Here is a 24,901-nt window from a genome sequence, read left to right on the forward strand (position 1 = left end):
TGAGTTCTCAAGGAACGGACGCTTCCTTTGTACTCACCCTCTCGGGCTTTCCTCCGGGCTTCCCTTCGGTCTTGCGTTTCCGACTCTATCAGATCCTTTTCTTGATCCGATTCCCTGTCGGCGGGATTGCCTTAAGTGCCTGGGCTTTCGCCCGTCGCCTTTCGACATTCACTACGCTAACCGATTCCCCGCCCGAGTCATAATCGGGGCCCAGGGATTCGAATTCCGGCATGCGGGCACGCCGAAGTCGACCCCGTTGAGGGTTCTCGTGAGCTAGTGGGTTGGCCGCTCCGGCTGCTGGCAAACGCAGTACCCGGTTCAGCGGCTCGGGCCACGTTACGCACCTTCCAGAGCCGAGTCAACTTCGGCGGCGCCTGGGGACATGGGCCCGATAGGGGCTCACCGTAGGGTCGTTGGCGATCCAGAAGCGCCAGGGGTGGAGGTCGCCGTTTCCGCCGTCGCCGGCCACACCGGTGCGCGGACCGTTGCGTACCAGGTCAGATGGGACAGGCGTACCGGTGAGCATCCTCAGCGGGGTCTCGCCGGTGGCGCAGGCGTCCGTACCGTCGAGGGCGCGGTCCACGTCGAGGGCGGTGGCCAGACGTGCCGGTCCTTTGGCCAGTTCCTTGTCATTTCGGGCCGAGAGTCGACGTTTGCGGGCGGCCTCGGCGCCCTCGACGATCTCGCCGGCGCGGAGCAGTACCGCGCTCGCCTTGCCGTCCGGGCCGCAGACGAGGTTCATGCAGTGCCACATGCCGTAGGTGAAGTAGACGTACACGCGTCCGGGCGGGCCGAACATCACCTCCGTGCGGGGTGTGGGGCCACGGTAGGCGTGGGAGCCGGGGTCGTTCGGGCCGTCGTAGGCCTCTACCTCTGTCAGGCGCAGGGCGATCGGACCGTCCGGTGTGGTGCGGACGAGGATGCGGCCGAGGAGATCCGGGGCCACCTCCAGGACGGGGCGGTCGAAGAACCGCCTGGGCAGGGGCGTACGGTCGGGGGTCGCGATCACGCCGTCCGAGGGTAGTGCAGACGGGTGGGCGGCACGGGGTGGGCGGCGAGCCTTCGCCTTGTCAGGGTGAAGGCACGGAACCGGGCACGGCCGGATCGCGTTTGTAGGGGTCAGAGACTGCGGATCCACGCGCAATGGCGCGAAAGGGAGAGACATGGCGTTCAAGAAGCTGCTCGCGAGCCTGGGTGCAGGCGGGGCCTCCGTCGAGACCGTGCTGACCGAGGTCAACGTCGTACCGGGCGGGGTCGTCCAGGGTGAGGTGCGGATCCAGGGCGGTTCCGTCAACCAGCAGATCGAGGCGCTGTCGGTCGGGCTCCAGGCCAGGGTCGAGGTCGAGGGCCAGGACACCGAGTACAAGCAGGACATCGAGTTCACCAAGGTCCGGCTCGGCGGTGCCTTCGAGTTGCAGGCCGGCAACGTGCACACGGTGCCGTTCGGCCTGGAGATCCCGTGGGAGACGCCGATCACGACCATCGAGGGGCGTTCGCTGCCGGGGATGCACATCGGTGTCACCACCGAGCTGGAGATCGCGCGTGCGGTGGACTCCGGTGACCTGGACCCGGTGAACGTGCACCCGCTGCCCGCGCAGAAGGCGATCCTCGACGCCTTCATCCAGCTGGGCTTCCGCTTCAAGAACGCGGACATGGAGCGCGGTCACATCCGGGGCACGCGGCAGAAGCTGCCGTTCTACCAGGAGATCGAGTTCCTGCCGCCGCAGCAGTACCGGGGTCTGAACCAGGTCGAGTTGAGCTTCGTCGCCGACTCCAACGCCATGGACGTGGTGCTGGAGATGGACAAGCGGCCGGGTCTGTTCAGCGAGGGCAGTGACACCTTCCGCTCGTTCCAGGTGGGTCTTCAGGACTACCAGCAGACCGACTGGGCGGCGTACCTCAACCAGTGGCTCTCCGAGGTCGGCAGCAAGCGCAACTGGTTCTAGGGCGTGGCCCGGGGCCGGGCCGGGCCGATCCTCCGGCCAGGCTCTAGGCTCGAAAGTCACTGAACCATCCGATCAGGAGGTACTGAGGTGTCCGAGCTCAAGAGGCGGCCGCTCCCCCACGACTTCCATCCGCCCGTGCCGGCCTTCACGGTCACGAGCGAGGACGTCGCCGAGGGCGCGACCCTCAAGGACGCTCAGGTGCAGGCGGCCGGCAACACCTCTCCGCAGCTGCGGTGGGAGGGCTTCCCGCCGGAGACCAAGAGCTTCGCCGTGACCTGCTACGACCCGGACGCCCCTACGGGCAGCGGGTTCTGGCACTGGGTCCTGTTCGACATCCCGGCCTCGGTGACCGAGCTGCCGGCCGGTGCGGGCGGCGGCAAGTTCGAGGGGCTGCCCGAGGGGGCCGTACACGCGCGGAACGACTACGGGACGAAGGACTTCGGTGGTGCCGCGCCGCCGCCCGGGGACGGACCGCACCGGTATGTGTTCACGGTGTACGCGGTGGACCAGGAGAAGCTCGGTCCGGACGCGGACGTCAGTCCGGCCGTGGTCGGTTTCAACCTGCGGTTCCACACGCTGGCGCGTGCCCGGCTGATCGGTGAGTTCGAGAACCCCGGGCAGGGTTGACCCAGAACCCGGTCCTCTCAGCGTTCACTGAACGTTTGCCCGCCTCTGGTCTTGGAAGTGATCAGGGGCGGGCATTTTTGTTGCCGGGGAAGTTGCGGGGGTCACCCTTCGCGGAGCAGCAGATATTGCGTTGTCCATCTCGGCGTGCCCGGCCAGAGTTGATCCCAGCCCGCCAGGGGGTGGGCCGGTGCACACGGGAGGTGGGCTGGTATGCGGGACACGCTGGTACTCAACGCGAGCTTTGAGCCGCTGTCGACGGTGACGTTGAACCGTGCCGTCGTTCTGGTGCTTCAGGACAAGGCCGTTGTGGAGCAGGCCCACCCCGAGCTGCGGATGCGCGGTGCCGCCGTGGACATACCGGCGCCGCGCGTGATCCGGCTGTGCAGGTACGTACGGGTGCCGTTCCGAAGACAAGCGCCGTGGTCGAGGCGGGGTGTCCTGGTGCGGGACCGGCACAGGTGCGCGTACTGCGGCCGGCGGGCGACGACCGTGGACCACGTGGTGCCGCGGTCGCAGGGTGGGCAGGACAGCTGGCTGAACACCGTTGCCTCGTGCGCGGAGGACAATCACCGCAAGGCGAACCGGACTCCTGCGGAGGCGGGGATGCCGTTGCTTCGGGCGCCGTTCGAGCCTACGCCTGCCGATGCGATGTTGCTGGCGCTGGCCCAGGATGACTACGACGCGTTGCCGGAGTGGCTTGCGTCGGCCGCCGCTTAGGGCCTGGGGACTTTCGGCCGTTCGTCGGGGGCGGGTCGCGTGTGGCTTGTCGCGCAGTTCCCCGCGCCCCTGAAAGCGGCTGTGGCGCGCCTCCGATCATGGGCGCACCACAGCCGCTTTTGAGGGCTTAGTCGATCGACGGCTTTTCTCGGCGTTCCGTTGCCGCGCCTCCGTTGTCCTGGCTGCCGCCGTTGCCCGCGTTGCCGAAGCCGCCGCCGCCGAAGTTGCCCATGGCGCCGGAGAGGCCCTTGAGGGCGTCGCCGATCTCGCTGGGGACGATCCAGAGCTTGTTGGCGTTGCCCTCGGCGATCTTCGGCAGCATCTGGAGGTACTGGTAGCTGAGCAGCTTCTGGTCCGGGTCTCCGGCGTGGATGGCCTCGAAGACCGTACGGACCGCCTGGGCCTCGCCCTCCGCGCGGAGGGCGGCCGCCTTGGCCTCACCCTCGGCGCGCAGGATCTGGGACTGCTTCTCGCCCTCGGCGCGGAGGATCTCGGACTGCCGGACACCTTCGGCCTGGAGGATCGCGGCGCGCTTGTCGCGGTCGGCGCGCATCTGCTTCTCCATCGAGTCCTGGATGGAGGTGGGCGGTTCGATCGCCTTCAGCTCGACGCGGTTGACGCGGATGCCCCACTTGCCGGTGGCCTCGTCGAGGACGCCGCGCAGGGCCGCGTTGATCTCCTCGCGGGAGGTCAGGGTGCGTTCCAGGTCCATGCCACCGATGATGTTGCGCAGGGTGGTGACGGTGAGCTGCTCGATGGCCTGGATGTAGCTGGCGACCTCGTAGGTCGCTGCCCTGGCGTCGGTGACCTGGTAGTAGATGACCGTGTCGATGTTGACGACCAGGTTGTCCTGGGTGATCACCGGCTGCGGCGGGAACGGCACGACCTGTTCACGAAGGTCGATGCGGTTGCGGATGGTGTCGATGAACGGAACGACGATGTTGAGGCCCGCGTTCAGCGTCCGCGTGTAGCGGCCGAAGCGCTCCACGATCGCGGCGCTGGCCTGCGGGATGACTTGGATCGTCTTGATCAGGGCGATGAAGACCAACACCACCAGGATGATCAAGACGATGATGACCGGTTCCATCGACTTTGCCCGTACCCTTCTCCGCCTCGGCAGACCTGCCGTTGCAGATCTTATGTCTGTTGAAGATCTTGTTGGTTGAAGATCTTGCCGGTCGAGTCTGACAGACCGTCGTATGCCTCGGTGGACGTTCGGTTCAGTTGAGTCGTGCGAGGTCACATGACGATCGCCGTGGCCCCTTCGATGTCCACGACGTCCACGGACTGGCCTGCCTCGTAGGCACGGTCGGTGTCGAGGGCGCGGGCCGACCAGACCTCGCCCGCGAGCTTGATACGGCCGCCGGCGCCGTCGACGCGTTCCAGGACGACGGCCTGTCTGCCCTTCAACGCCTCCACACCGGTGGCCAGTTGGGGGCTCTGCCGGCGGTGCCGGGCCGCGATGGGCCGTACTACGGCGATGAGGGCGACCGAGACGACGACGAAGACGAGGACCTGGGCGACGACACCGCCGCCGAGGCCTGCGACGCCTGCTGCGGCCACCGCTCCTACGGCGAACATCCCGAACTCGGGCATCGCGGTGACGACCAGCGGGATTCCGAGCGCCGCGGCGCCGATGAGCCACCACACCCAAGCGTCTATGTCGTTCACATGGTCATGGTAGGTCCGCGGTCCGGTCAGGGACAGGGTGCCCGGGGGCTTCTTACCGCCGCCTTGTGGTGCGGGGCGGCGCGGTTCAGGACAGCGGGAGGCCGTGTGCGGTCCAGCGGTCGCCGACCTGGTCGACGACGAGCGGGAGGCCGAAGCAGAGGGAGAGGTTGCGCGAGGTGAGTTCGAGTTCGAGCGGGCCCGCGGCGAGGACCTTGCCCTGGCGGATCATGAGGACGTGGGTGAAGCCGGGGGCGATCTCCTCGACATGGTGGGTGACCATGATCATGGAGGGGGCGATGGGGTCGCGGGCAAGCCGGCCGAGGCGGCGGACCAGGTCCTCGCGGCCGCCGAGGTCGAGGCCGGCGGCGGGCTCGTCGAGCAGCAGCAGCTCGGGGTCGGTCATCAGGGCGCGGGCGATCAGGGTGCGCTTGCGCTCGCCCTCGGAGAGGGTGCCGAACCTGCGCTCCAGGAAGTCGGACATGCCGAGCCGGTCGAGGAAGGCGCGGGCGCGCTGCTCGTCGATCTCGTCGTAGTCCTCGTGCCAGGTGGCGGTCATGCCGTACGCGGCCGTGAGGACGGTCTCCAGGACGGTCTGGCGCTTGGGGAGCTTGTCGGCCATGGCGATGCCGGCCATGCCGATGCGGGGGCGGAGGTCGAAGACGTCGACCTTGCCGAGGGTGTCGCCGAGGATGGTGGTGGTGCCCTTGCTCGGGAAGAGGTAGCTCGACGCGATGTTCAGAAGGGTGGTCTTGCCGGCGCCGTTGGGTCCGAGGATCACCCAGCGTTCGCCCTCCTTCACCGACCACGAGACCTGGTCCACCAGAGCCCGGCCCTCGCGGACCACGGATACGTCCTCAAGCTCCAGAACATCGCTCATGAGCGCGTAGTCTCCCCTTGCTGTGTGGCCGGTCTCGGCTGTCGCGTACGCCAGTGGCTCGGGCCGCCGCGCCGGTGGGCGCAGGCCCTCAAGGAAATCTACGCCACCGGCCGCCCGGTCCATTCCATCGGTCCGGTCCTTAGGGTGGACGCATGCTTTCGGAACCGCGCTCTGGACGCCTCGCAGCATGGGGAAATGCCCTTCTTGCCGGACTTGTCTCGCCGGACGACGCCGTCCTGGCCATCGTCGGCGGTGACGCCGTGCACCGGGTGGAGCGGCTGCCCGGTGAGTCCGCGCCCGTTGGTCTGACGCTCGCGCTGGGGCGGCTGCGGGCGCTCGGGGCGACGGGGTTGCGGATCGCGCTGCCGGCGCCGGGACACCCGCTGGGGCTGAGCGGGCCGCCGGAGTTCAACGCGCGGGCGCTGGACGCCGAGGAGGCGGTGATCTGTCACGGGGCCGCGCTCGGGCTGGTGCCGGAGGTGTACGAGGCCGGGCCCGCGGGTGATGTGCATGTGGAGGTGGTCTGGCACTGCCTCGCGGTGCGTGAGGCGCCGCCCGCGGACGTGCCGTCGCTCGGGGAGGCGGAGCGGGAGCTGGCGGAGGCGCTGCGGGAGGCCACGGAGGTGTTGACGCGGCTGGACGTCGCGGCGTCGGGGCCGGTGGCCGAGGCGGCGATCGACGCGTACCGGGCTCGGGCCGAGCGGGGGCGGGAGGTGCTGGCTCCCGGGTATCCGCCGCGGGCCGTGCGGGTGCTCGAACTGGCGCAGCGGGTGGGGTTGTTGGTGTCCGTGGCGGATGAGAACGGGGACGGTGGGGCGGTGAGTTCGGGGGAGGTGGCTGCGCGGGGGGCCGCGTTGCGGTCGGTTGAGCGGGTGGCTCGGCGGGCGCAGGTCGCGGCGTACAACTCCGTTGTGGAGGAGCGGGAGAAGGGGGTGCGGTGAACCGGGGGCGGGTTCTGAAGTGCCCGGAGCCGGGGTGGGCCGAGGGCGTCGCGCAGTCCGGCGTGTGCGGGGTGCCGTCCGCGCCCACCCGTGCCGCCCCAGGCGGCACGCATGCCCGCGGACGGCCGCGCGCGTAAGCGGGCAAGCGCGTAAGCGCGTAAGCGCGTAAGCGCGTAAGCGCGTAAGCGCGTAAGCGCGTAAGCGCGTAAGCGCGTAAGCGCGTAAGCGCGTAAGCGCGTAAGCGGGCATACGACGAAGCCCCCGAGTCGAGTTCGCTCGGGGGCCCCACCCTGACCGTGTGGTGTCAGTCGTTGATGCCGTTGCTGCCGAAGGCCGGGTTCAGGAGGCCGACGAGGTTGGCGGTGACTCCGACGGCGTTCACGGGGACGTGGACGGGGACCTGGGCGATGAGGCCCGAGCCGACACCCGGGGACTTCGCGGCCGCGGCCTCGGCGCCCGAGTCGGCGACAGCCGCGCCGGCGGAGGCGCCGGCGGCGATACCGGCGACGGTGACGGCCACGGCCGCCTTCTTGGCGATGTTCATGGAAGCGTTCCTCCTGCGATTGCGTAACCGACCCGGCCGCGGGTCGTACGCTGAAGAACGCCGGAAACATCCGGTTTGACACTGGTCCGCCGGTCGAACTGCCCGTTCGGATCATTGTGCGGACAAGCGCATTGTTCCGACGGGACAGAGGGCGGACCGGCCATGTGCGGAGAGACAGACCGGCCTCCCGGGAGCGCCCGGGAGGCCGGTGGTCAGTGCGGCGCTACGGCACTCAGTGGTTGAGGCCGAGGTTGCCGAACGCCGGGTTCAGCACGCCGATGACGTTCACGCTGTTGCCGACGGCGTTCACCGGGACGTGCACCGGGACCTGGATGACGTTGCCCGAGACGACACCCGGAGAGCCCTCGGCCGCGCCGTTCGCCAGCGAGCCGTCGGTGGCGGAGGCCATTCCGGCCCCGGCGGCCACGAGCCCGCCGGCCACCATCGTCACGGCCGCTGCCTTCTTCAGGTTCTTCACTTCTAAGCCCTCCTTGGCGACTGCCGCGGCAGTCGCCGCAGCACGCAAGGAGAACGGCGGCGCTCCCCGAAGGATGCGCCATCCGGGGGACATTCCCACGACGGTATGAATCTCACCTCGGAACGGAACCTTCCGAATTACCGCACGAGGGGTGTGTGGACCGGTCGTCAACCGTCGCTCAATCGGTCACACCATGACGTACTGCCCACAGCGCGGCCTGAGTCCGGTCCGCCAGGTCGAGTTTCATGAGGATGTTCGAGACATGCGTCTTGACGGTCTTCTCGGAGAGGACGAGGGCGCGCGCGATCTCCCGGTTGGACCGGCCGTCGGCGATCAGGGCGAGCACCTCGCGCTCCCGCTCGGTGAGTGAACCGCCTCTCCCCTGCCCGCTGTTGGACTCCTCCTGGCAGAGCAGGGCGTCGGCCACCTCGGGCTGGAGCAGCACATGCCCGGCGTGCACGGAGCGGATGGCGCCGGCCAGGGCCTCGGGGTCGACGTCCTTGTAGACGTACCCGGCGGCTCCCGCGCGCAGGGCCGGGACCACCGTGCGCTGTTCGGTGAAGCTGGTGACGATCAGCACGCGCGCGGGGTGGTTGAGTTCGCGGAGTTTGCGCAGCGCCTCGACGCCGTCCATGCCGGGCATCTTGACGTCCATGAGCACCACGTCGGGGCTGAGTTCCTCCGCGCGTGCGACGCCCTCGGCGCCGTCGGCCGCCTCGCCGACGACCTCGATGTCGTCCTGGATCTCGAGGAAGGTGCGCAGTCCCCGGCGGACCACCTGGTGGTCGTCGACGAGCAGCACCCTGATTGCGTCAGCCACCGGGGACCTCCATTTCGATCGTGGTGCCCATGCCGGGCGCCGATTCCACCCTCAGCCGGCCGCCGACGCCGCTCGCGCGGTCGCGCATGGAGACCAGTCCCAGATGGCGGCCCGCGCGGCGCACCGTCCGCGGGTCGAAGCCACTGCCGTCGTCCCTGACGCGCAGGATCGCTCCGCCGCCGCGGCGCTCCAGGACCACTTCCACGCGGGGTGCCTCGGAGTGCCGCAGCGCGTTGTGCAGCGCCTCCTGGGCGACGCGCAGCAGGGCCTCCTCCTGGGCGGCGGGCAGGGCCCGCATACCGCGCGAGGTGAAGGTGACGCGTGCGCTGTGGGCACGGTCGAGGACGTGGATCTGGGTGCGCAGGGTGGCGACCAGGCCGTCCTCGTCGAGGCCCGCCGGGCGCAACTCGACGACCGCGGCGCGCAGTTCGTCCGCGGCCTCGGCGGCGAGGGCGGCGACCTGGTGGAGTTCGTCCTTGGCGCGGGCCGGGTCGCGGTCGACGAGTGCGGTGGCGGCCTGGGCGGTCAGGCGCAGGGAGAACAGCTTCTGGCTGACGGCGTCGTGGAGTTCGTGGGCGAGGCGGGAGCGCTCCTGCGCGATGGTCAGTTCGCGGCTGCGTTCGTAGAGACGGGCGTTGGTGAGGGCAATCGCGGCGTGCTGGGCGAGGATCGCCAGGAGTTCCTCGTCGTCCTCGGTGAAGCCGCAGCCGCCTTCCCGCCGGGCGGGCGGGGGTTCCTCTCCGGCGGGGCACACCTTGTTGGCCAGGAAGAGCGCGCCGATGATCTCGTCGCCGTCGCGGATGGGCAGGCCCAGGAAGTCGGCGAGCTCGGGGTGGGCGCCGGGCCAGCCGCCGAAGCGGTCGTCCTTGCGGACGTCGGCCAAGCGCTGGGGTTTGGCGTCGTGGAGCATCGCGGCGAGGATGCCGTGCTGGCGCGGCAGCGGGCCGATGGCCTTCCACTGCTCGTCGCTGACGCCGTCGACGACGAACTGGGCGAAGCCGCCGTGGTCGTCGGGGACGCCCAGCGCCGCGTACTCGGCGTCGAGCAGTTCGCGGGCCGAGGCGACGATCGTCTTGAGGACGTCGTGCACCTCCAGGTGCCTGCTCATGGCCAGCAGCGCGGAGCTGACCGCGGCGAGGCCCGACCCGGGCTTTTGACTCATGTCCTCAAGGTACCGGCGGGGTCGGACAGCCGGATCGGACCGATGACGGCCTCTGCCTAGGCCGCACGACCTAGGGCCGTGGGCCCAGGGTCCGTGGCCGTAGGGCGAAGGGACCGGTGGGGTTGCGGCCGGTGGCCGAGGCGGTGGGGCGGGCGCGGTTCCTACGTTGAGGGGACGCCGGTCAGTACGGCGGCCGAACGACGAGGGGACAGGTGCCATGCCGGTAGCGATCATCACGGGGGCGTCGAAGGGGCTGGGACGCGCGCTGGCGGAGGCCCTGGCCGCGCGGGGCTGGCATCTGGTGCTGGACGCCCGTACGGCCGGGGTTCTGGAGGAGACCGCGAAGGCGGTGGCGGCGCACGGTACGCGGGTGACGGCGCTGCCCGGGGACGTGACGGACGTGGGGCACCGGTCGGCGCTGGTGGCGGCGGCCTGGCGGCTCGGCGGTCTCGATCTGGTGGTGAGCAACGCGAGCGCGCTGGGTGCCGAGCCGCTGGTGCGGCTGGACGAGCTGCCGCTGGACGGGCTGCGGCGGGCCCTGGAGGTGAACGCGGTGGCGGCCCTCGGCCTGCTCCAGGAGGCACTGCCGTTGCTGCGGGCCTCGGAGCGGGGCGCGGTCGTGACGGTCAGCTCGGACGCGGCCTCGGAGGCCTACGAGACATGGGGCGGGTACGGCGCCTCCAAGGCGGCCCTGGACCACCTGGCGGCGGTGCTGGCCGCGGAGGAGCCCGCGCTGCGGGTCTGGGCGGTCGATCCCGGGGACATGGCGACGGACCTGTACGCGGCGGCCGTACCGGACGACGGGGATCCGCGGCCTGAGCCGGCCGATGTGGTGCCGGCGTTTCTGCGGCTGCTGGACGAGCGTCCGGCGAGCGGGCGCTACTGCGCGCCGTCGCTGATGGAGGGTGTGCGGTGACGGGGACCGCCGCGATCGAGGCCGTTCCGGGGGAACTCTCCGCGCGGGTGCCTGCCGAGCAGCGCGGGCCGGGCCGGGGCCGGGACGCCGTACGGCTGCTGGTGTCGCGTGGGACGGAGGTGTCGCACCACGTCTTCGCGGAGCTGCCGGCGCTGCTGCGGGCCGGGGACCTGCTGGTGGTGAACACGTCGCCGACGCTGGCGGCCGCGGTGGACGGCACGGTCGGGCACGCGCGCGTGGTGGTGCACTTCTCCACGCGGGGCGACGACGGGCGCTGGGCCGTGGAACTGCGGGATCCCGACGGGAAGGGCACCTCTCGCGCGCGTGCGGGCGGGCCCGCGGGTGTGGAGGTGGGGTTGCCCGGGGGTGTGCGGCTGGTCCTGGAGGAGCCGCTGAGCGGTGAGGGGCGGCGGCTGTGGTGGGCACGCGCGTCCGGCCCGGGGGGCGCGGAGGGCACGGAGCGCACACCCACGCCGGATGACGTGTCCGCTCCGGGCCGCGTGTCCGCTCCGGACATCCCCGCGCTGCTGCGCGAGCACGGGCGGCCCATTCGTTACTCCTACACGGAGCGGGACCAGCCGCTGGCCGCGTACCAGACGGTGTTCGCGCTGCCGTCGCCCGACGGGACGGGCAGTGCGGAGATGCCGAGTGCGGCGCGGCCGTTCACGTCACGGCTGGTGGCGGAGCTGGTGAGCCGTGGTGTGCAGTTCGCGCCGGTCACCCTGCACACGGGGGTGGCGTCGGCGGAGGCGCACGAGCCGCCGTATCCGGAGCGGTTCGCGGTGCCGGAGGCCTCCGCGCGGCTGATCAACGCGGTGCGGTGCGGGGACGGGCGGGTGATCGCGGTCGGCACGACGGCCGTACGGGCGCTGGAGTCGGCCGTGGGGGCGGACGGGACGGTGCGGGCCGCGGCGGGCTGGACGGACCTGGTGGTCACTCCGGAGCGCGGGGTGCGGGTGGTGGACGGGCTACTGACCGGGCTGCACGAGCCGGAGGCCTCCCATCTGCTGATGCTGGAGGCGGTCGCGGGGCGGGCGGCGATCGGCCGCGGGTACGAGGCGGCGCTGCGCGGGCGCTACCTGTGGCACGAGTTCGGGGACGTCCATCTCATCCTCCCGGAGGAGAACCCTCACAGTGAGCGTTGCACCGGCAACTCCTGGTGAGACTGTTACGCCTCCGATGTGAGCCCGCACATAGGGCGCACATCACGTACGAAGGTACGTAGGAGATAAGGACGTCCCTTTTGAGCGGGGCAGACTGCCTAGTCTGTCCCGTTTTGCCCTTCCGAGATCCACTATCCGGCTTCGTACATCGCCTCTTTGCCTCTCGATTTTGCGGCCGCTAACAATGGCTGCCGTCGCTCAGCGCCGCGGGTTTCGCCCCGCGGCCTTTTTCGCGGACAGCTCCCTGTCCTCCGCGATCGCCGGGCGGCCTCCGCGCTATTCGAAGAGGTTCCATCGCCATGCCGAAGCACCTTCCGATTCCTGGTCGAGATCGTCCGCTGACGAAGTCCCACAAGATCGCGCTCGCCGGTGTCGGCGCGCTCAGCGCCGCCGCGCTCGCGTTCACCGTGGTCCCCGCGGACGGTGCCACGACCACGACTGACGCCTCCTCGGTCGCCCAGGTCGCCTACGGCACCGGACAGGCCAAGGAGCTCAGGGCCAGCGTGACCGACCGGCTCGCCGGCTCCAGCGTCAAGATCGAGGCCATCGAGGCCAAGAAGAAGGCCGCCGCGGACGCCGCCGCCAAGGCCGCCGCGACCAAGCGGGCCCAGGCCGCCGCCCAGAAGAAGGCCGCCGCGGAGAAGGCCGCCGAGCGCAAGGCCGAGCAGGCCGCGAGCCGCTCCGCCGAGCGCCCGAAGGTCAAGCCGGTCGCCGCGAAGACGTACGGCAACAACCTCGACGGCTGGATCCGCGAGTCCCTGGACATCATGAAGTCCAAGGGCATCCCGGGCAGCTACAACGGACTGCACCGCAACATCCTGCGGGAGTCCTCCGGCAACCCGAACGCGATCAACAACTGGGACGTCAACGCCATCAACGGCATCCCGTCGAAGGGTCTGCTCCAGGTCATCCCCCCGACCTTCGACGCGTACCACGTCTCCGGCACGCCGAAGAACATCTACGACCCGGTCGCCAACATCGTCGCCGCCGCCAACTACGCGGCCGACAAGTACGGCTCGATCGACAACGTCAACGGCGCGTACTGAGGCCGGCGCGGGCCTCTCACGCGCACCGCGAACGCCGAAGGGCGGCACCCCGTCAGGGGGTGCCGCCCTTCGGCGCGGTAGCGGAACGTGCCTACTTGCGCATGACCTCGGGCTCGTGGCGGCGCAGGAAGCGGGCCACGAAGAAGCCGCAGATCACACCGAGCACCAGCAGGGCGGCCATGTCCATGGTCCAGGCGCCGACCGTGTGCTCCCACAGCGGGTCGTTGCCGACGCCCTCCTCGGGCGGGGTGATCTTGTTGAAGTCGAGCGTGGCGCCGGCCGCGCCGACCGCCCAGCGCGACGGCATCAGATACGAGAACTGGTTGACGCCGACCGCGCCGTTCAGCGCGAACAGACAGCCCGTGAAGACGACCTGGATGATCGCGAACATCACCAGCAGCGGCATGGTCTTCTCGGCCGTCTTCACCAGCGACGAGATGATCAGGCCGAACATCATCGAGGTGAAGCCCAGCGCCATGATCGGCAACGACAGCTCGATCATCGTGGCGCTGCCCAGGACCAGGCCCTCCGCGGGCAGCTCCCGGTTGGCGAAGCCGATCACGCCGACCAGCAGGCCCTGGAACACGGTGATCATGCCGAGCACGAACACCTTGGACATCAGGTACGCCGAGCGGGACAGGCCGGTGGCGCGCTCCCGCTCGTAGATGACCCGTTCCTTGATCAGCTCACGGACCGAGTTGGCGGCGCCGGCGAAGCAGGCGCCGACCGCGAGGATCAGCAGGACGGTGGTGGCCGTGCCGTTGGGGATGATCCGGCCCGCCTGGTTGGGCGGGTTGGGCAGCAGGCCGTTGTCCGGTTCGATGAGCAGGCTCACCGCGCCGAGGACGGCCGGCAGGATCACCATCAGGGCGAGGAAGCCCTTGTCCGAGGCGATCACCGACACATAGCGCCGCACCAGCGTGATGAACTGCGACATCCAGCCCTGTGGCTTCGGCGGCTTCATGCCCTGCATGGCCGGCATCTGTACGGCCTGCGGGGCGACGGCGTCGATGTCCGCGGCGTACATCTGGTAGTGCTGCGAGCCCTTCCAGCGGCCGGCCCAGTCGTAGTCGCGGTAGTTCTCGAAGGCGGAGAAGACGTCGGCCCAGGTGTCGTAGCCGAAGAAGTTCAGGGCCTCCTCGGGCGGGCCGAAGTAGGCGACGGAGCCGCCCGGCGCCATCACGAGCAGCTTGTCGCAGATCGCCAGCTCGGCCACCGAGTGGGTGACGACGAGGACCGTACGGCCGTCGTCGGCGAGGCCGCGCAGCAGCTGCATGACATCGCGGTCCATACCCGGGTCGAGGCCCGACGTGGGCTCGTCCAGGAAGATCAGCGACGGCTTGGTCAGCAGCTCCAGGGCGACGGAGACCCGCTTGCGCTGACCGCCGGACAGCGAGGTGATCTTCTTGTCCTTGTGGATGTCGAGCTTGAGCTCGCGCAGCACCTCGTCGATCCGCGCCTCGCGCTCGCGCCCCGTGGTGTCCGAGGGGAAGCGCAGCTTGGCCGCGTACTTGAGGGCCTTCTTGACGACCAGTTCCTTGTGCAGGATGTCGTCCTGCGGGACCAGACCGATGCGCTGGCGCAGCTCGGCGAACTGCTTGTACAGATCACGGTTGTCGTAGAGCACCGCGCCCTGGTTCGCCGGGCGGTAGCCCGTGAGCGCCTTGAGCAGGGTCGACTTGCCGGATCCGGACGGGCCGATGACCGCGATGAGCGACTTCTCCGGGACGCCGAAGGAGACGTCCTTGAGGATCTGCTTGCCGCCGTCGACCGTGACCGTCAGATGGCGCGCGGAGAAGGAGACCTCGCCGGTGTCGACGAACTCCTCGAGACGGTCGCCGACGATCCGGAAGGTCGAGTGGCCGACACCCACGATGTCGGTCGGCCCGAGCAGCTGCGAGCCGCCCTTGGTGATCGGCTGACCGTTGACGTACGTGCCGTTGTGCGAGCCGAGGTCGCGGATCTCCATCCGGCCGTCGGGCGTGGAGTGGAACTCCGCGTGGTTGCGGGAGACCTGGAGGTCGGAGACCACCAGGTCGTTCTCCAGCGCACGGCCGATCCGCATCACACGGCCCAGCGAGAACTGGTGGAACGTGGTCGGACTGCGGTCGCCGTAGACCGGCGGCGCCCCCGCGCCGCCACCGGGCATCTGCGGCGCGTTGCCCTGCTGCTGCGGGACCTGCGCCTGCGGCTGCTGCTGGGGTTGCTGCCAGCCGGCCCCCGGGGCCTGCTGCTGCGGCGGGGCCTGCTGGGCCCAGCCCTGGCCCGCGCCCTGTGCCGCGTACGGCTGCTGCTGCGGCTGGGCGACGGCGGCCTCGCCCGTCAGGGCGACCTTCGGTCCGTCGGTCGCGTTGCCCAGGTGCACCGCCGAGCCGGGCCCGATCTCCACCTGGTGGATCCGCTGCCCCTGCACGAAGGTGCCGTTGGTGCTGCCGTGGTCCTCAATGACCCAACTGCGGCCGTTGAAGCTGACCGTGGCGTGTCGCCAGGAGACCCTGGCGTCGTCGAACACCACGTCCCCTTGGGGATCGCGTCCGAGTGTGTAGGGCCTGGCCGCGTCAAGCGTCCAGGTCCGTCCGTTTGCTTCCAGTACGAGTTCCGGCACTCCATGCCCCACTGAGTTGTCCCCCGAATTACCCCCATCGCAGGGAGTCTAGGGATGTCGAACATCGGGGGGAACTATTTCAGTAGCGGCCCCCTGACCGAAAGTCGGGCCTTGTGAAGGCGGCGCACCGGCGCATCGAGGCTTTCTCGTTGACGGGGTTGAAACCGGGCCGGAGAGTGGTAATCCACGCGAGGGGGACATGCGTGGTGCTGTGCCGCGCAGCGGATCGGGGGGTCTGCCATGAGTGTCGAGACCGTGCGGCGAGGTCCGCGGGTGCCGTGGATCGACGTACTGCTGTCCGCGATCGCCGCCGTGAGCTGGGCGTTGATCGGGATGGCGGGCACGGCGGCGCTCGGACTGCATCTCCTGGAGGCCGATTCCGCGGGTTCCCTGGGACCGATGACCGCGGCGGTTGTGGCCCTCGGTGCGGGTGGTTCGGTCTCCCCGTCGGGCGACATGTCCGCCTTCGGCCTGGAGGGCGCCGAGGCCACCACGGCCATCGAGATCACGCCACTGGGTGTCAGCCTGGTCGGTGCGCTCCTTATGTCCTGGATTTTCCTGCGGTCCCTGCGGACCGCCGGCCCGGTGATCGCACCGGGCGAACTCCTCGCGCGCGCGGGCGCGGTGGTGGCGCTGTTCGTGGCGACGCTCGGCGGGCTCGCATGGGCGGGACACGATGTGATCACGATCGACGGCGGCGCGCTCGGGCTGGACGACGTGACCGACGGCGGCGGGGCGGGCGGCATCGAGATCCCTGGCCTCGGGGACGTGGGGGACATCGGCGGGCTGCTGCCGGACCGGGTCGGCGATCTGATCGACGCGAAGGCCGCGGTCGGCTTCACCGTCGACACCGTGCCGACACTGCTCGGCGGCCTCGTCTGGTCGGCGGCCGTCCTGCTCGTCGCACTGCTCGCCTCTCGCCGCACTCCCCTGCCCCGCGGCCTCGCCGTCGTGCACCGGGTGGTCAGGCCGGCGGTCTCGGCGCTGGTCACCGTGTTGCTGGTGGCGGTCGCGGCCGGGTTCGCCGCCGCGGGATACGCGGCCGTCGGCGACGACCACCCCAAGCGGATCGCCGGCGCGGCCTTTCTCGGCGCCCCCAACGGTGTGTGGCTCGGCGTCCCGGTGGGCCTGTTCGTCCCCTACGACGGTGAGGCGACGGGTCCGCTGACCCGGTTCCTGCCGGATCCGCTCGACGACCTGCTCGTCGACTCCGACGAGGCGGTGACCCTGGGACGGCTGGCCGAACTGGACGGCCGGGTCTGGCTGCTGGGAGTCGGCGCGGCCCTGCTGATGCTGCTGGCGGGGGTGCTCACGGCGGTACGGACGCCGCTGGCGGAGGCGGTGCGGGTGGGTGCGGGCGCGGGCGCGGGTGCCGGGGGCAGGACCGGGAGTACGGCCGTGGGCGCCGGCGGGGGGACTGCGGCGGGTACGGCCGCGGGTCCAGCCGGGAGCACGGCCGCGGGTCCGGTCGGGGGTATGTCGGGGGTGGCCGCCGCGGGCGGGGCGCGGGGTGGTCACGGCGGGCACGGCGGGCACGGCGGGCACGGCGGGCATGCCGTACGAGGTTCAGGTGTGCTCGGGCATGTCGGGCGGTGTGCGCTGCCGTTGGCGGTCGCCACCGCGTTGACCCTGCCGCTGCTCGGTCTGCTGACGGAGGTCTCCGTGGACGCCTCGCTGTCGGTCCTGGGCTTCGACGCGTTCGGCGCCGGTATAGAGCTCAGCGCGCAGCTGGGCACGGCGTTGCTGCTGGGCGCGGTGTGGGGCGCGGGCGCCGGAGCCGCCGGCGCGTTGCTGGCCTACGCGACGGGCGCGGCGGGCGGGCACGCCACGCGCCTGGCACTGGGTGACGTGGGGGCGGGCGCCACCGGCGTGCCGGGGGCCGCGCAGTCCGAGGGGACCTCGGGGCCGTACCGGCCGGTGATGTCGTACCGGCCGCCGAACGCGGCGACCAACCCCTATCTCCGGATGCCGGCCAACCTGCGGGAGTCGATGCGTGAGCCGGAGGACGCGCGGCCGCAGGAGTGGGAGGCCCGGGGTGACGGACGGTCCTCACGAGGGGACTTCGGGCCTGCCCCGGGTGGGCGCGGTGGGGCCGCCGGGCGTGGCGACGTCTACGGCTCGCCCACGGTGTCGCGGCCTGCCGGACCTCCGCCACGCCGGCGCCCGCCCACCTCGCCGGAGGAGGGGCCACCGCCGCCGCCACCGCCCGCTCCCCCGCCGTCCGGGCGGCCCGACGGGCGCCGGTGACCGGTGGGGGCGGTCACCGCACAGGGTGGGGGCGATCAGCGCGCGGGGTGCGGGCGATCACCGCGCGGGGCCGGATGTCGGGCTGGAGCCATCGACCGGACATCCAGAATTCAGTGTCCGCCAGACGGACCTCAGAGGCAGTGGGCACTGGGTGCCGGATACGGTGGAAGCACCATGAGCGCTTCGCAGACCTCAGACTTCCCCACCCTCCTGGTCAAGATCTTCGGACGGGACCGGCCGGGCATCACGGCCGGACTCTTCGACACCCTGGCCGCGTACTCGGTCGACGTGGTCGACATCGAGCAGGTCGTCACCCGTGGCCGGATCGTGCTGTGCGCGCTCGTGACCGAGCCGCCCCGCGGGATCGAGGGCGGGCTGCGGGCGACCGTCCACAGCTGGGCGGAGTCGATGAAGTTGCAGGCGGAGATCCTCTCCGGCACCGGCGACAACCGGCCACGCGGGCTGGGCCGCTCCCTGGTCACCGTGCTCGGCCATCCGCTCACCGCCGAGGCGACCGCGGCCATCGCCGCGAAGATCACCAACGCCGGCGGGAACATCGACCGTATCTTCCGGCTCGCCAAGTACCCGGTGACCGCCGTCGAGTTCGCGGTGTCCGGCGTGGAGACCGAGCCGCTGCGCACGGCCCTGGTCACGGACGCGGCCGCGCTCGGCGTCGATGTCGCCGTGGTCGCGGCGGGGCTGCACCGGCGGGCGCAGCGCCTGGTGGTGATGGACGTGGACTCCACGCTCATCCAGGACGAGGTGATCGAGCTGTTCGCCGCGCACGCGGGCTGCGAGGACCAGGTCGCCGAGGTGACGGCGGCGGCCATGCGCGGCGAACTGGACTTCGAGCAGTCGCTGCACGCGCGCGTGGCGCTGCTGAAGGGGCTGGACGCCTCGGTCGTGGAGAAGGTCCGCAGCGAGGTGCGGCTGACGCCGGGCGCGCGGACGCTGATCCGGACGCTGAAGCGGCTCGGGTACCAAGTCGGTGTGGTGTCGGGCGGGTTCACCCAGGTCACCGACGATCTCAAGGAGCGGCTCGGGCTGGACTTCGCCCAGGCCAACACGCTGGAGATCGTCGACGGCAAGCTGACCGGCCGGGTCACCGGCGAGATCGTGGACCGCGCGGGCAAGGCGCGGCTGCTGCGCAGGTTCGCCGCGGAGGCGGGCGTCCCGCTGTCGCAGACGGTCGCCGTCGGCGACGGCGCCAACGATCTCGACATGCTCAACGCGGCCGGGCTCGGGGTCGCCTTCAACGCCAAGCCGGTGGTCCGGCAGGCGGCACACACCGCGGTGAACGTGCCGTTCCTGGACACCGTGCTGTATCTGCTCGGCGTCACCCGCGAAGAGGTCGAGGCGGCGGACACACACGACGAGGGGTGAGGGCGCGGGGGCCGGACGGGGGCTGCTCGGGGGCGCCGACACGGGGACGGTGGTGCTTCGGGGGGCGGGCGTCAGCCCGGGGGCGGGCGTCAGCCCGGGGGCGGGCGTCAGCCCGGGGGCGGGCGTCGGCGTCAGCCCGAGGAGCGGGCGTCGGCGTCAGCCCGGGGAGCGCGCGTCAGCAGCCCCGGACGACGGAGACGGGGGTGCTTCGGAGGTCGGCGTCAGCCCGGGGGGTGCGGGCGTCAGCAGCCCCGGACGTGGGCCTCGGCCCGGAGGTGGACGTCGAAAGGGCCCGGCGATGGGTGCCGGGCCCTTTTCGTGTGGGCGGTGGGGGCCGTCCCGTCAGTCGGAGGGTGCCCAGTAGTCGACGAGGGTGGCCGCGCCGGGCTCGACACCCTTCCACTCTCCGTCGAACGACAGTACGGCGAACGCGGCGGCCGGGAATCCGCGCTGGCCCATCCGCTCGCGGGGCTCCGCCTCGGCCGAGCCGGCGAGGATCTCGGCGAGGCCCTGGATGCCGGGGTTGTGGCCGATCACCAGGACGCTGTGCGCGTCGTCCGGCGTTTCGTTGAGCAGCGCGATCAGCTCGCCGGGGGCGGCCTCGTAGATCCGCTCCTCGTAGACCGTCTTCGGCCTGTGCGGGAGTTCCTGGACGGCGAGCTTCCAGGTCTCGCGGGTGCGGGTCGCCGTGGAGCACAGGGCCAGGTCGATCGGGATGCCGGTGTCGGCGAGCCGGCGCCCGGCCTCGGCGGCTTCCAGGCGGCCCCGCTCGGCGAGCGGCCGCTCATGGTCGTTCACCTGTGGCCAGTCGGCTTTCGCATGCCGGAAGAGGACAATCCTGCGGGATTCTGCGACGCTCATGGCACCCAGCTTCGCATGAAACACGCCATGGGGCGCAGGGAGTTGACATGCGGTTTCGCCGATGGTGGAGGGGGTTGCGGCAGCTTGCCGGGGGCACACGCCACGTGCGTCGTACGCCCGGAGCCCGTCGTTCGGATTATCCCCTCACCGCGGGTCCTAGCGCGCGATGAGCTGCTCCAGGCGCTCCAGCACCTGGCTGATCGCGGGGGCGCCGCCGGCGGCGTGGGCGTCGGCCGGGTTCAGTATGAGCGCGAGCAGCGTGATGAACGCGAGGGTCGGCAGGGCGAGCGCCCACCAGGGCAGCCGGGTGGCGATGCGGCCCCGGATCGCGTGGTGGGGCCGGGAGTACGTAGGGGCCGACATGGGTGCCTCCGCGGTCTTCGAATGGTGGGTGTCCGCCGCTCGCGGCCACACTTCGAAGGTACGGATCCGACGGGCCCCAACCCATCCGGTGATCCACCCACTTGACCCTGACCCTCACCCCCTAAGGGATGGTGGGGCTAGCCCCACCACGGGCCTCCCGGGAGGCTGTTCGGATCAGGGCGAGGCGATCGTCGCGATGATGCCGATGATCACGAAGATGGCGAGGAACGAGCCGAAGACGAGCAGCATCTTCTTCTGACCGTTCGGGGGGTTCGGGTCGAGCACCATGCGCCCAGTCTCGCACCCCGCGCGCGTGCCCCCGGCTCCGGGGTGGGCGTCCCGTCCCGTTGCACCGCCCCCTCACCAGGAGCCCCCGGAGTCAGCGTGCCGCCTCCTCCTCCACCGTGCGGTTGCGGCCCGCCAGGAGGCCCACCAGGATCTGCGGGATCATCAGGGCCGTCATGAGGGCGATGGGCAGTCCCCAGCCGCCGCTGTGCTGGTACAGCACACCGACCAGGAGCGGGCCGGGGATGGAGATCAGATAGCCGGTGCTCTGCGCGAAGGCGGACAGCTGGGCCACACCCGCGCCGGTCCGGGCGCGCATCCCGACCATCGTCAGGGCCAGCGGGAAGGCGCAGTTGGAGATACCGAGCAGGACGGCCCAGGCCCAGGCGCCGCCGGCCGGCGCGAAGTACAGCCCGGCGTATCCGGCGAGGCCGCAGACGCCGAGGACGAGCACGATCGGGCCCTGGTGGGGCAGCCGGGTGGCGAGGCGCGGGATGACGAAGGCCAGCGGCACGCCCATCACCATCGTGACGGCGAGCAGCAGTCCGGCGGTGCCCGCGGAGACGCCCGCGTCGCGGAAGATCTGCGCCATCCAGCCCATGGTGATGTAGGCGGCGGTGGCCTGGAGTCCGAAGAACACGGCGAGCGCCCAGGCGGTACGGCTCCGCGTGATGCGCAGTCCGCCCCGGTGCTCGTCGCGCGCGTGCGGCGCGTCACCGGCGGCCTGCGCCGGCGTCGAGGACGCGAACGCCCCCGACTGCCGTACGAACGCGATCCACGGCAGTACGGCCGCCGCGGCGAGTGCCGCCCAGACGGCGAGGCCGGGCTGCCAGCCGCCGCCGAGGGCGTCGGTGACCGGCACGGTGATCGCTGCCGCGGAGGCGGTGCCGAGGGCGAGGGCCATGGAGTAGAGGCCGGTCATGGAGCCGACCCGGTCCGGGAACCAGCGCTTGACGATGACCGGCATCAGCACGTTGCTGACGGCGATGCCCATCAGGGCGAGTGCGCTGGCGGCCAGGAAACCCGCCGTACCGCCCGCGTACGGCCGTATGAGCAGGCCCGCGGTGATGGCGGCCATGCCCGCGCACACGACCGCTCCGGGGCCGAAGCGGCGGGCGAGCCGGGGGGCCATGACGCCGAAGACGGCGAAGCAGAGCGGCGGCACCGAGGTGAGCAGGCCGGCCACGCTGCCGCTCATGCCGAGTCCGTCGCGGACCTCTTCGAGGAGGGCGCCGAGGCTTGTGATCGCGGGACGGAGGTTGACCGCGGAGAGCACGATGCCGAGGACGACCAGACGTACCGCCCACACGCGCGTGCGGTCGTGTCCGGGCTCGTCGGGTCCTGCCAGGGCGGCCGGTCCGTGCACGGTCGGGGGGAGTGTCGTCCGGGTTTCCTCGCTTGCCATGGGGCCCATCATAGAATCATGGGATGATTGGTTGTCCACTCTCCGGCCGTACGCTGCCGGACCTCCCGTGCGAAGGTGTGCCATGCCACTGAGCCACCCCCGGCGTTCGGCGCTGTCCGAACAGGTCATCGCCGAGCTGCGCAACCAGATCGCCTCGGGCGAATGGCCGGTCGGCGCACGCATCCCGACGGAGCCCGAGCTGGTCGAACAGCTCGGCGTCGCCCGCAACACCGTGCGCGAAGCCGTCCGCGCCCTCGCGCACAACGGCCTGCTGGACATCCGCCAGGGCTCCGGCACCTACGTCGTCGCCACCAGCGAGCTCGCGGGCGTGATGCATCGCCGGTTCGCGGGCGCCGACCCCGAGCACATCGCCGAGCTGCGCTCCACGCTGGAGTCGTCCGCGGCCCGGCTGGCGGCGCGGCGGCGCACCGAGAAGGACCTCAAGCAGCTGGACGCGCTGCTCGTGCGGCGCGAGGAGGCCTGGGAGACGGGCGACGCGGAGACCTTCGTCGCCGCGGACGCGACGTTCCACCTGGCGGTGGTGGCCGCGTCGCACAACGAGGTGATGACGCAGATGTACGCCGACCTGGGCGAGGTGCTGCGGGACTGGCTGCGCGAGGACGTCGGCGAGGAGCTGACGCCGGACACGCACATGGACCACACCCGGCTGCTCGACGCGATCCGCGCGGGCGACGCCGACACGGCCGGTACGGAGGCGGCGAGCTACCCCTTCCTGTGCCGCCCGAGCCGGTTCAGCTCCCCCGCCGCTGGTGGCTGACCCACGCCGAGCCGACCTCCTTCCAGCAGCGGCCGGTGAGCCGTACGGTCGTCGCCGGTACCGCGTCGGCCGGTTCGCCGTCGGTGTCGAGGTCCCACCAGCGCGCGCACTCGATGTGCAGCCGGACACGGTCGGTCGCCGGGTACGGGTTGTGGCAGCGGACGCTCACGTGCGAGCCCTGGACCGTGGTGCGGCACTCGGCGCCGAACGGCTCCGGCTTCTGCTCCACGCGCGCGTGCGGCGTCGCCTCGAACGGTGTGGTCAGCACGAGGACGACGGCGGTGGTCAGCACAAGAGCGACGGCAAGGGTCACTGGGGCCATGCTGCGGAACAGGCGCACAAGGGAGACCTCCTCGGCCGGGCTCGGGAGGGACGCGCGAAGTGAACGTGTATTCCAGGGTGCCCAGTTGCGGGCCGTCCCCGCCCGGCCGGATGGGCCGAACGGGGGACACGCCGAGGGCCCGCGCCCCAAGCGGGACGCGGGCCCTCGATGACGGACCGTGGCGGGTACGGGGACCCGCGCGGCGGCGAGGGTCAGGCGCCGATGGCGTGCAGACCGCCGTCGACGTGGACGATCTCGCCGGTGGTCTTCGGGAACCAGTCGCTGAGCAGCGCGACGACGCCCTTGCCGGCCGGCTCCGGGTCCTTGAGGTCCCACTCCAGCGGGGAGCGGTCGTCCCACACGGCGGCGAGGTCGCTGAAGCCCGGGATGGACTTGGCGGCCATGGAGCCGAGCGGACCGGCGGAGACCAGGTTGCAGCGGATGTTCTGCTTGCCCAGGTCACGGGCCATGTAGCGGCTGGTGGCCTCCAGGGCGGCCTTGGCGGGGCCCATCCAGTCGTACTGCGGCCAGGCGTACTGCGCGTCGAAGGTGAGGCCGACGACCGAGCCGCCGTTCTGCATCAGCGGGAGGCAGGCCATGGTGAGCGACTTCAGGGAGTACGCCGAGACGTGCATGGCGGTGGCGACCGACTCGAACGGCGTGTTGAGGAAGTTGCCGCCGAGCGCGTCCTGCGGGGCGAAGCCGATGGAGTGCACCACGCCGTCCAGGCCGCCGAGCTCCTCGCCGACGATGTCGGCCAGGCGACCGAGGTGCTCCTCGTTGGTGACGTCGAGCTCGATGACCTTGGTGGGCTTCGGCAGCTTCTTGGCGATGCGCTCGGTCAGCGTGGGCCGCGGGAACGCCGTAAGGATGATGTCGGCGCCCTGCTCCTGGGCCAGCTTCGCGGCGTGGAAGGCGATGGAGGACTCCGTCAGCACACCCGTGATCAGGATGCGCTTGCCCTCGAGAATTCCGCTCATGGTGATCAGTGACCCATTCCCAGTCCGCCGTCAACGGGGATGACGGCTCCAGTGATGTACGAGGCGTCGTCCGAGGCGAGGAACCGCACCGTCGCGGCGATCTCCTCCGGCTTCGCGTACCGGCCGAGCGGGACCTGCGCGACGATGTTCGCGCGCTGCTCGTCGGTGAGCACCTTGGTCATGTCGGTGTCGACGAAGCCGGGCGCGACGACGTTGAAGGTGATGTTGCGCGAGCCCAGCTCACGGGCGAGGGAGCGCGCGAAGCCGACCAGTCCGGCCTTGGAGGCGGCGTAGTTCGCCTGGCCCGCGGAGCCGAGCAGACCCACCACGGAGGAGATCAGGACGACGCGGCCCTTCTTGGCGCGCAGCATCGCGCGGTTGGCCCGCTTCACGACCCGGAAGGTGCCCGCGAGGTTGGTGTCGACGACCGAGGTGAAGTCCTCCTCGGACATCCGCATCAGCAGCTGGTCCTTGGTGATGCCGGCGTTGGCGACCAGGACCTCGACGGGACCGTGCGCGTCCTCGATCTCCTTGTAGGCCTGCTCCACCTGCTCGGTGTCGGTGATGTCGCACTTCACGGCCAGGAAGCCGGCCGGCGGCTCACCCGAGCGGTATGTGATGGCGACCTTGTCGCCGGCATCGGCGAATGCCTGGGCGATGGCGAGGCCGATGCCCCGGTTGCCTCCGGTGACGAGAACCGAGCGGCTCAACGGATCACCCTTTCGATAGCGGTCTGAACAACCCGCCCGAGCACGTCAATGACA

The 24,901-nt window shown here is 71.0% G+C and carries 26 protein-coding genes; 10 read left to right on the forward strand and 16 right to left on the reverse strand.

Translation table 11 applies throughout. The features are described 5' to 3' along the window. Window positions 1–358: 358 nt before the first annotated feature. Entirely contained in the window at window positions 359–1,009 is a 651-nt protein-coding gene (locus tag ACIQAC_RS38740; protein ID WP_402200040.1) for a DNA-3-methyladenine glycosylase, read from the reverse strand. A gap of 154 nt (window positions 1,010–1,163) precedes the next feature. Here ACIQAC_RS38740 and ACIQAC_RS38745 point away from each other — a divergent pair, with 154 nt between their 5' ends. The 3 genes from ACIQAC_RS38745 (at window position 1,164) to ACIQAC_RS38755 (ending at window position 3,290) form a co-directional block, all read left to right on the forward strand. Next, complete coding sequence (locus tag ACIQAC_RS38745; RefSeq protein ID WP_402200042.1) at window positions 1,164–1,946, forward strand: sporulation protein; 783 nt, start codon at window positions 1,164–1,166, stop codon at window positions 1,944–1,946. 87 nt (window positions 1,947–2,033) lie between these two features. Next, window positions 2,034–2,573 (forward strand): YbhB/YbcL family Raf kinase inhibitor-like protein, encoded by a 540-nt coding sequence (locus tag ACIQAC_RS38750; RefSeq protein ID WP_402200044.1) that lies wholly within the window; start codon window positions 2,034–2,036, stop codon window positions 2,571–2,573. A 210-nt stretch (window positions 2,574–2,783) separates the two neighbouring features. Beyond that, window positions 2,784–3,290 (forward strand): HNH endonuclease, encoded by a 507-nt coding sequence (locus tag ACIQAC_RS38755; protein ID WP_402200047.1) that lies wholly within the window; start codon window positions 2,784–2,786, stop codon window positions 3,288–3,290. Between the two features lie 127 nt (window positions 3,291–3,417). On the opposite strand, the gene ACIQAC_RS38760 is transcribed toward ACIQAC_RS38755, so the two are convergent. The 3 genes from ACIQAC_RS38760 to ACIQAC_RS38770 all read right to left on the reverse strand — a co-directional run bounded on the left by ACIQAC_RS38760 (window position 3,418) and on the right by ACIQAC_RS38770 (window position 5,838). Further along, window positions 3,418–4,377 (reverse strand): SPFH domain-containing protein, encoded by a 960-nt coding sequence (locus ACIQAC_RS38760; RefSeq protein ID WP_402200049.1) that lies wholly within the window; start codon window positions 4,375–4,377, stop codon window positions 3,418–3,420. Window positions 4,378–4,529: 152 nt separating this feature from the next. Continuing rightward, on the reverse strand, window positions 4,530–4,961 hold the full coding sequence (locus tag ACIQAC_RS38765; RefSeq protein WP_402200052.1) for an NfeD family protein: 432 nt from the start codon (window positions 4,959–4,961) through the stop codon (window positions 4,530–4,532). 85 nt (window positions 4,962–5,046) lie between these two features. Further along, window positions 5,047–5,838: an ABC transporter ATP-binding protein gene (locus ACIQAC_RS38770; RefSeq protein ID WP_402200054.1), complete on the reverse strand. Its 792-nt coding sequence runs from the start codon at window positions 5,836–5,838 to the stop codon at window positions 5,047–5,049. 152 nt (window positions 5,839–5,990) lie between these two features. Here ACIQAC_RS38770 and ACIQAC_RS38775 point away from each other — a divergent pair, with 152 nt between their 5' ends. Further along, entirely contained in the window at window positions 5,991–6,779 is a 789-nt protein-coding gene (locus ACIQAC_RS38775; protein ID WP_402200056.1) for a hypothetical protein, read from the forward strand. Between the two features lie 304 nt (window positions 6,780–7,083). On the opposite strand, the gene ACIQAC_RS38780 is transcribed toward ACIQAC_RS38775, so the two are convergent. The 4 genes from ACIQAC_RS38780 to ACIQAC_RS38795 all read right to left on the reverse strand — a co-directional run bounded on the left by ACIQAC_RS38780 (window position 7,084) and on the right by ACIQAC_RS38795 (window position 9,783). Beyond that, window positions 7,084–7,323, reverse strand: coding sequence for a chaplin (locus tag ACIQAC_RS38780; protein WP_402200057.1), 240 nt, complete (start codon window positions 7,321–7,323; stop codon window positions 7,084–7,086). A 232-nt stretch (window positions 7,324–7,555) separates the two neighbouring features. Then, a complete protein-coding gene (locus ACIQAC_RS38785; RefSeq protein WP_402200059.1) occupies window positions 7,556–7,801 on the reverse strand; it encodes a chaplin in 246 nt (81 codons plus the stop codon). A gap of 178 nt (window positions 7,802–7,979) precedes the next feature. Beyond that, a complete protein-coding gene (locus tag ACIQAC_RS38790) occupies window positions 7,980–8,621 on the reverse strand; it encodes a response regulator (RefSeq protein ID WP_402200060.1) in 642 nt (213 codons plus the stop codon). Next, entirely contained in the window at window positions 8,614–9,783 is a 1,170-nt protein-coding gene (locus tag ACIQAC_RS38795) for a GAF domain-containing sensor histidine kinase (RefSeq protein WP_402200062.1), read from the reverse strand. Before ACIQAC_RS38795 ends, ACIQAC_RS38790 begins: the two co-directional genes overlap by 8 nt. Before the next feature lie 217 nt (window positions 9,784–10,000). On the opposite strand from ACIQAC_RS38795, the gene ACIQAC_RS38800 reads away from it, so the two are divergent. The 3 genes from ACIQAC_RS38800 to ACIQAC_RS38810 all read left to right on the forward strand — a co-directional run bounded on the left by ACIQAC_RS38800 (window position 10,001) and on the right by ACIQAC_RS38810 (window position 12,908). Further along, on the forward strand, window positions 10,001–10,699 hold the full coding sequence (locus ACIQAC_RS38800) for an SDR family NAD(P)-dependent oxidoreductase (RefSeq protein ID WP_402200064.1): 699 nt from the start codon (window positions 10,001–10,003) through the stop codon (window positions 10,697–10,699). Beyond that, complete coding sequence (locus tag ACIQAC_RS38805) at window positions 10,696–11,862, forward strand: S-adenosylmethionine:tRNA ribosyltransferase-isomerase (RefSeq protein ID WP_402200067.1); 1,167 nt, start codon at window positions 10,696–10,698, stop codon at window positions 11,860–11,862. The genes ACIQAC_RS38800 and ACIQAC_RS38805 overlap by 4 nt, the downstream gene beginning before the upstream one ends. 299 nt (window positions 11,863–12,161) lie before the next feature. Continuing rightward, window positions 12,162–12,908, forward strand: coding sequence for a transglycosylase SLT domain-containing protein (locus ACIQAC_RS38810; RefSeq protein ID WP_402200068.1), 747 nt, complete (start codon window positions 12,162–12,164; stop codon window positions 12,906–12,908). Between the two features lie 91 nt (window positions 12,909–12,999). Here the strand turns inward: ACIQAC_RS38810 and ACIQAC_RS38815 are convergent, their stop codons facing one another. Then, on the reverse strand, window positions 13,000–15,513 hold the full coding sequence (locus tag ACIQAC_RS38815; protein ID WP_402200071.1) for an FHA domain-containing protein: 2,514 nt from the start codon (window positions 15,511–15,513) through the stop codon (window positions 13,000–13,002). 240 nt (window positions 15,514–15,753) lie between these two features. Between ACIQAC_RS38815 and ACIQAC_RS38820 the strand changes: the two genes are divergently transcribed. Together ACIQAC_RS38820 and serB are read left to right on the forward strand one after the other, a co-directional pair. Beyond that, entirely contained in the window at window positions 15,754–17,760 is a 2,007-nt protein-coding gene (locus ACIQAC_RS38820) for a streptophobe family protein (RefSeq protein ID WP_402200073.1), read from the forward strand. Between the two features lie 174 nt (window positions 17,761–17,934). Then, window positions 17,935–19,143, forward strand: coding sequence for a phosphoserine phosphatase SerB (gene serB, locus ACIQAC_RS38825; protein ID WP_402200074.1), 1,209 nt, complete (start codon window positions 17,935–17,937; stop codon window positions 19,141–19,143). A gap of 342 nt (window positions 19,144–19,485) precedes the next feature. Here serB and ACIQAC_RS38830 read toward each other — a convergent pair whose 3' ends face one another. The 4 genes from ACIQAC_RS38830 to ACIQAC_RS38845 all read right to left on the reverse strand — a co-directional run bounded on the left by ACIQAC_RS38830 (window position 19,486) and on the right by ACIQAC_RS38845 (window position 22,057). Beyond that, the gene (locus tag ACIQAC_RS38830; protein WP_402200077.1) at window positions 19,486–20,004 is read right to left on the reverse strand and encodes a SixA phosphatase family protein; all 519 of its coding nucleotides are present in this window, start codon (window positions 20,002–20,004) and stop codon (window positions 19,486–19,488) included. A 156-nt stretch (window positions 20,005–20,160) separates the two neighbouring features. Continuing rightward, window positions 20,161–20,367, reverse strand: a complete 207-nt coding sequence (locus tag ACIQAC_RS38835; RefSeq protein WP_402200080.1) for a hypothetical protein — start codon at window positions 20,365–20,367, stop codon at window positions 20,161–20,163. A 174-nt stretch (window positions 20,368–20,541) separates the two neighbouring features. Then, on the reverse strand, window positions 20,542–20,655 hold the full coding sequence (locus ACIQAC_RS38840; protein ID WP_402200083.1) for an SGM_5486 family transporter-associated protein: 114 nt from the start codon (window positions 20,653–20,655) through the stop codon (window positions 20,542–20,544). Window positions 20,656–20,746: 91 nt separating this feature from the next. Next, the gene (locus tag ACIQAC_RS38845) at window positions 20,747–22,057 is read right to left on the reverse strand and encodes a CynX/NimT family MFS transporter (protein ID WP_402200084.1); all 1,311 of its coding nucleotides are present in this window, start codon (window positions 22,055–22,057) and stop codon (window positions 20,747–20,749) included. Window positions 22,058–22,139: 82 nt separating this feature from the next. Between ACIQAC_RS38845 and ACIQAC_RS38850 the strand changes: the two genes are divergently transcribed. Next, the gene (locus tag ACIQAC_RS38850) at window positions 22,140–22,835 is read left to right on the forward strand and encodes a FadR/GntR family transcriptional regulator (RefSeq protein ID WP_402200086.1); all 696 of its coding nucleotides are present in this window, start codon (window positions 22,140–22,142) and stop codon (window positions 22,833–22,835) included. Here the strand turns inward: ACIQAC_RS38850 and ACIQAC_RS38855 are convergent. From ACIQAC_RS38855 to fabG, 3 genes are all read right to left on the reverse strand, one after another. Beyond that, window positions 22,810–23,175: a hypothetical protein gene (locus ACIQAC_RS38855; protein WP_402200089.1), complete on the reverse strand. Its 366-nt coding sequence runs from the start codon at window positions 23,173–23,175 to the stop codon at window positions 22,810–22,812. The genes ACIQAC_RS38850 and ACIQAC_RS38855 overlap by 26 nt on opposite strands. Window positions 23,176–23,369: 194 nt before the next feature. Further along, window positions 23,370–24,137 (reverse strand): enoyl-ACP reductase FabI, encoded by a 768-nt coding sequence (gene fabI / locus ACIQAC_RS38860; protein WP_402200090.1) that lies wholly within the window; start codon window positions 24,135–24,137, stop codon window positions 23,370–23,372. Window positions 24,138–24,142: 5 nt separating this feature from the next. Further along, window positions 24,143–24,847 carry a 3-oxoacyl-[acyl-carrier-protein] reductase gene (gene fabG, locus ACIQAC_RS38865; protein ID WP_402200093.1) on the reverse strand — a complete coding sequence of 235 codons (705 nt, stop codon included), beginning with the start codon at window positions 24,845–24,847 and terminating at the stop codon, window positions 24,143–24,145. Between the last annotated feature and the right edge of the window lie 54 nt (window positions 24,848–24,901).

Origin of the sequence: Streptomyces sp. NPDC088387 (assembly GCF_044753385.1) — a bacterium.
GTDB lineage: Bacteria > Actinomycetota > Actinomycetes > Streptomycetales > Streptomycetaceae > Streptomyces.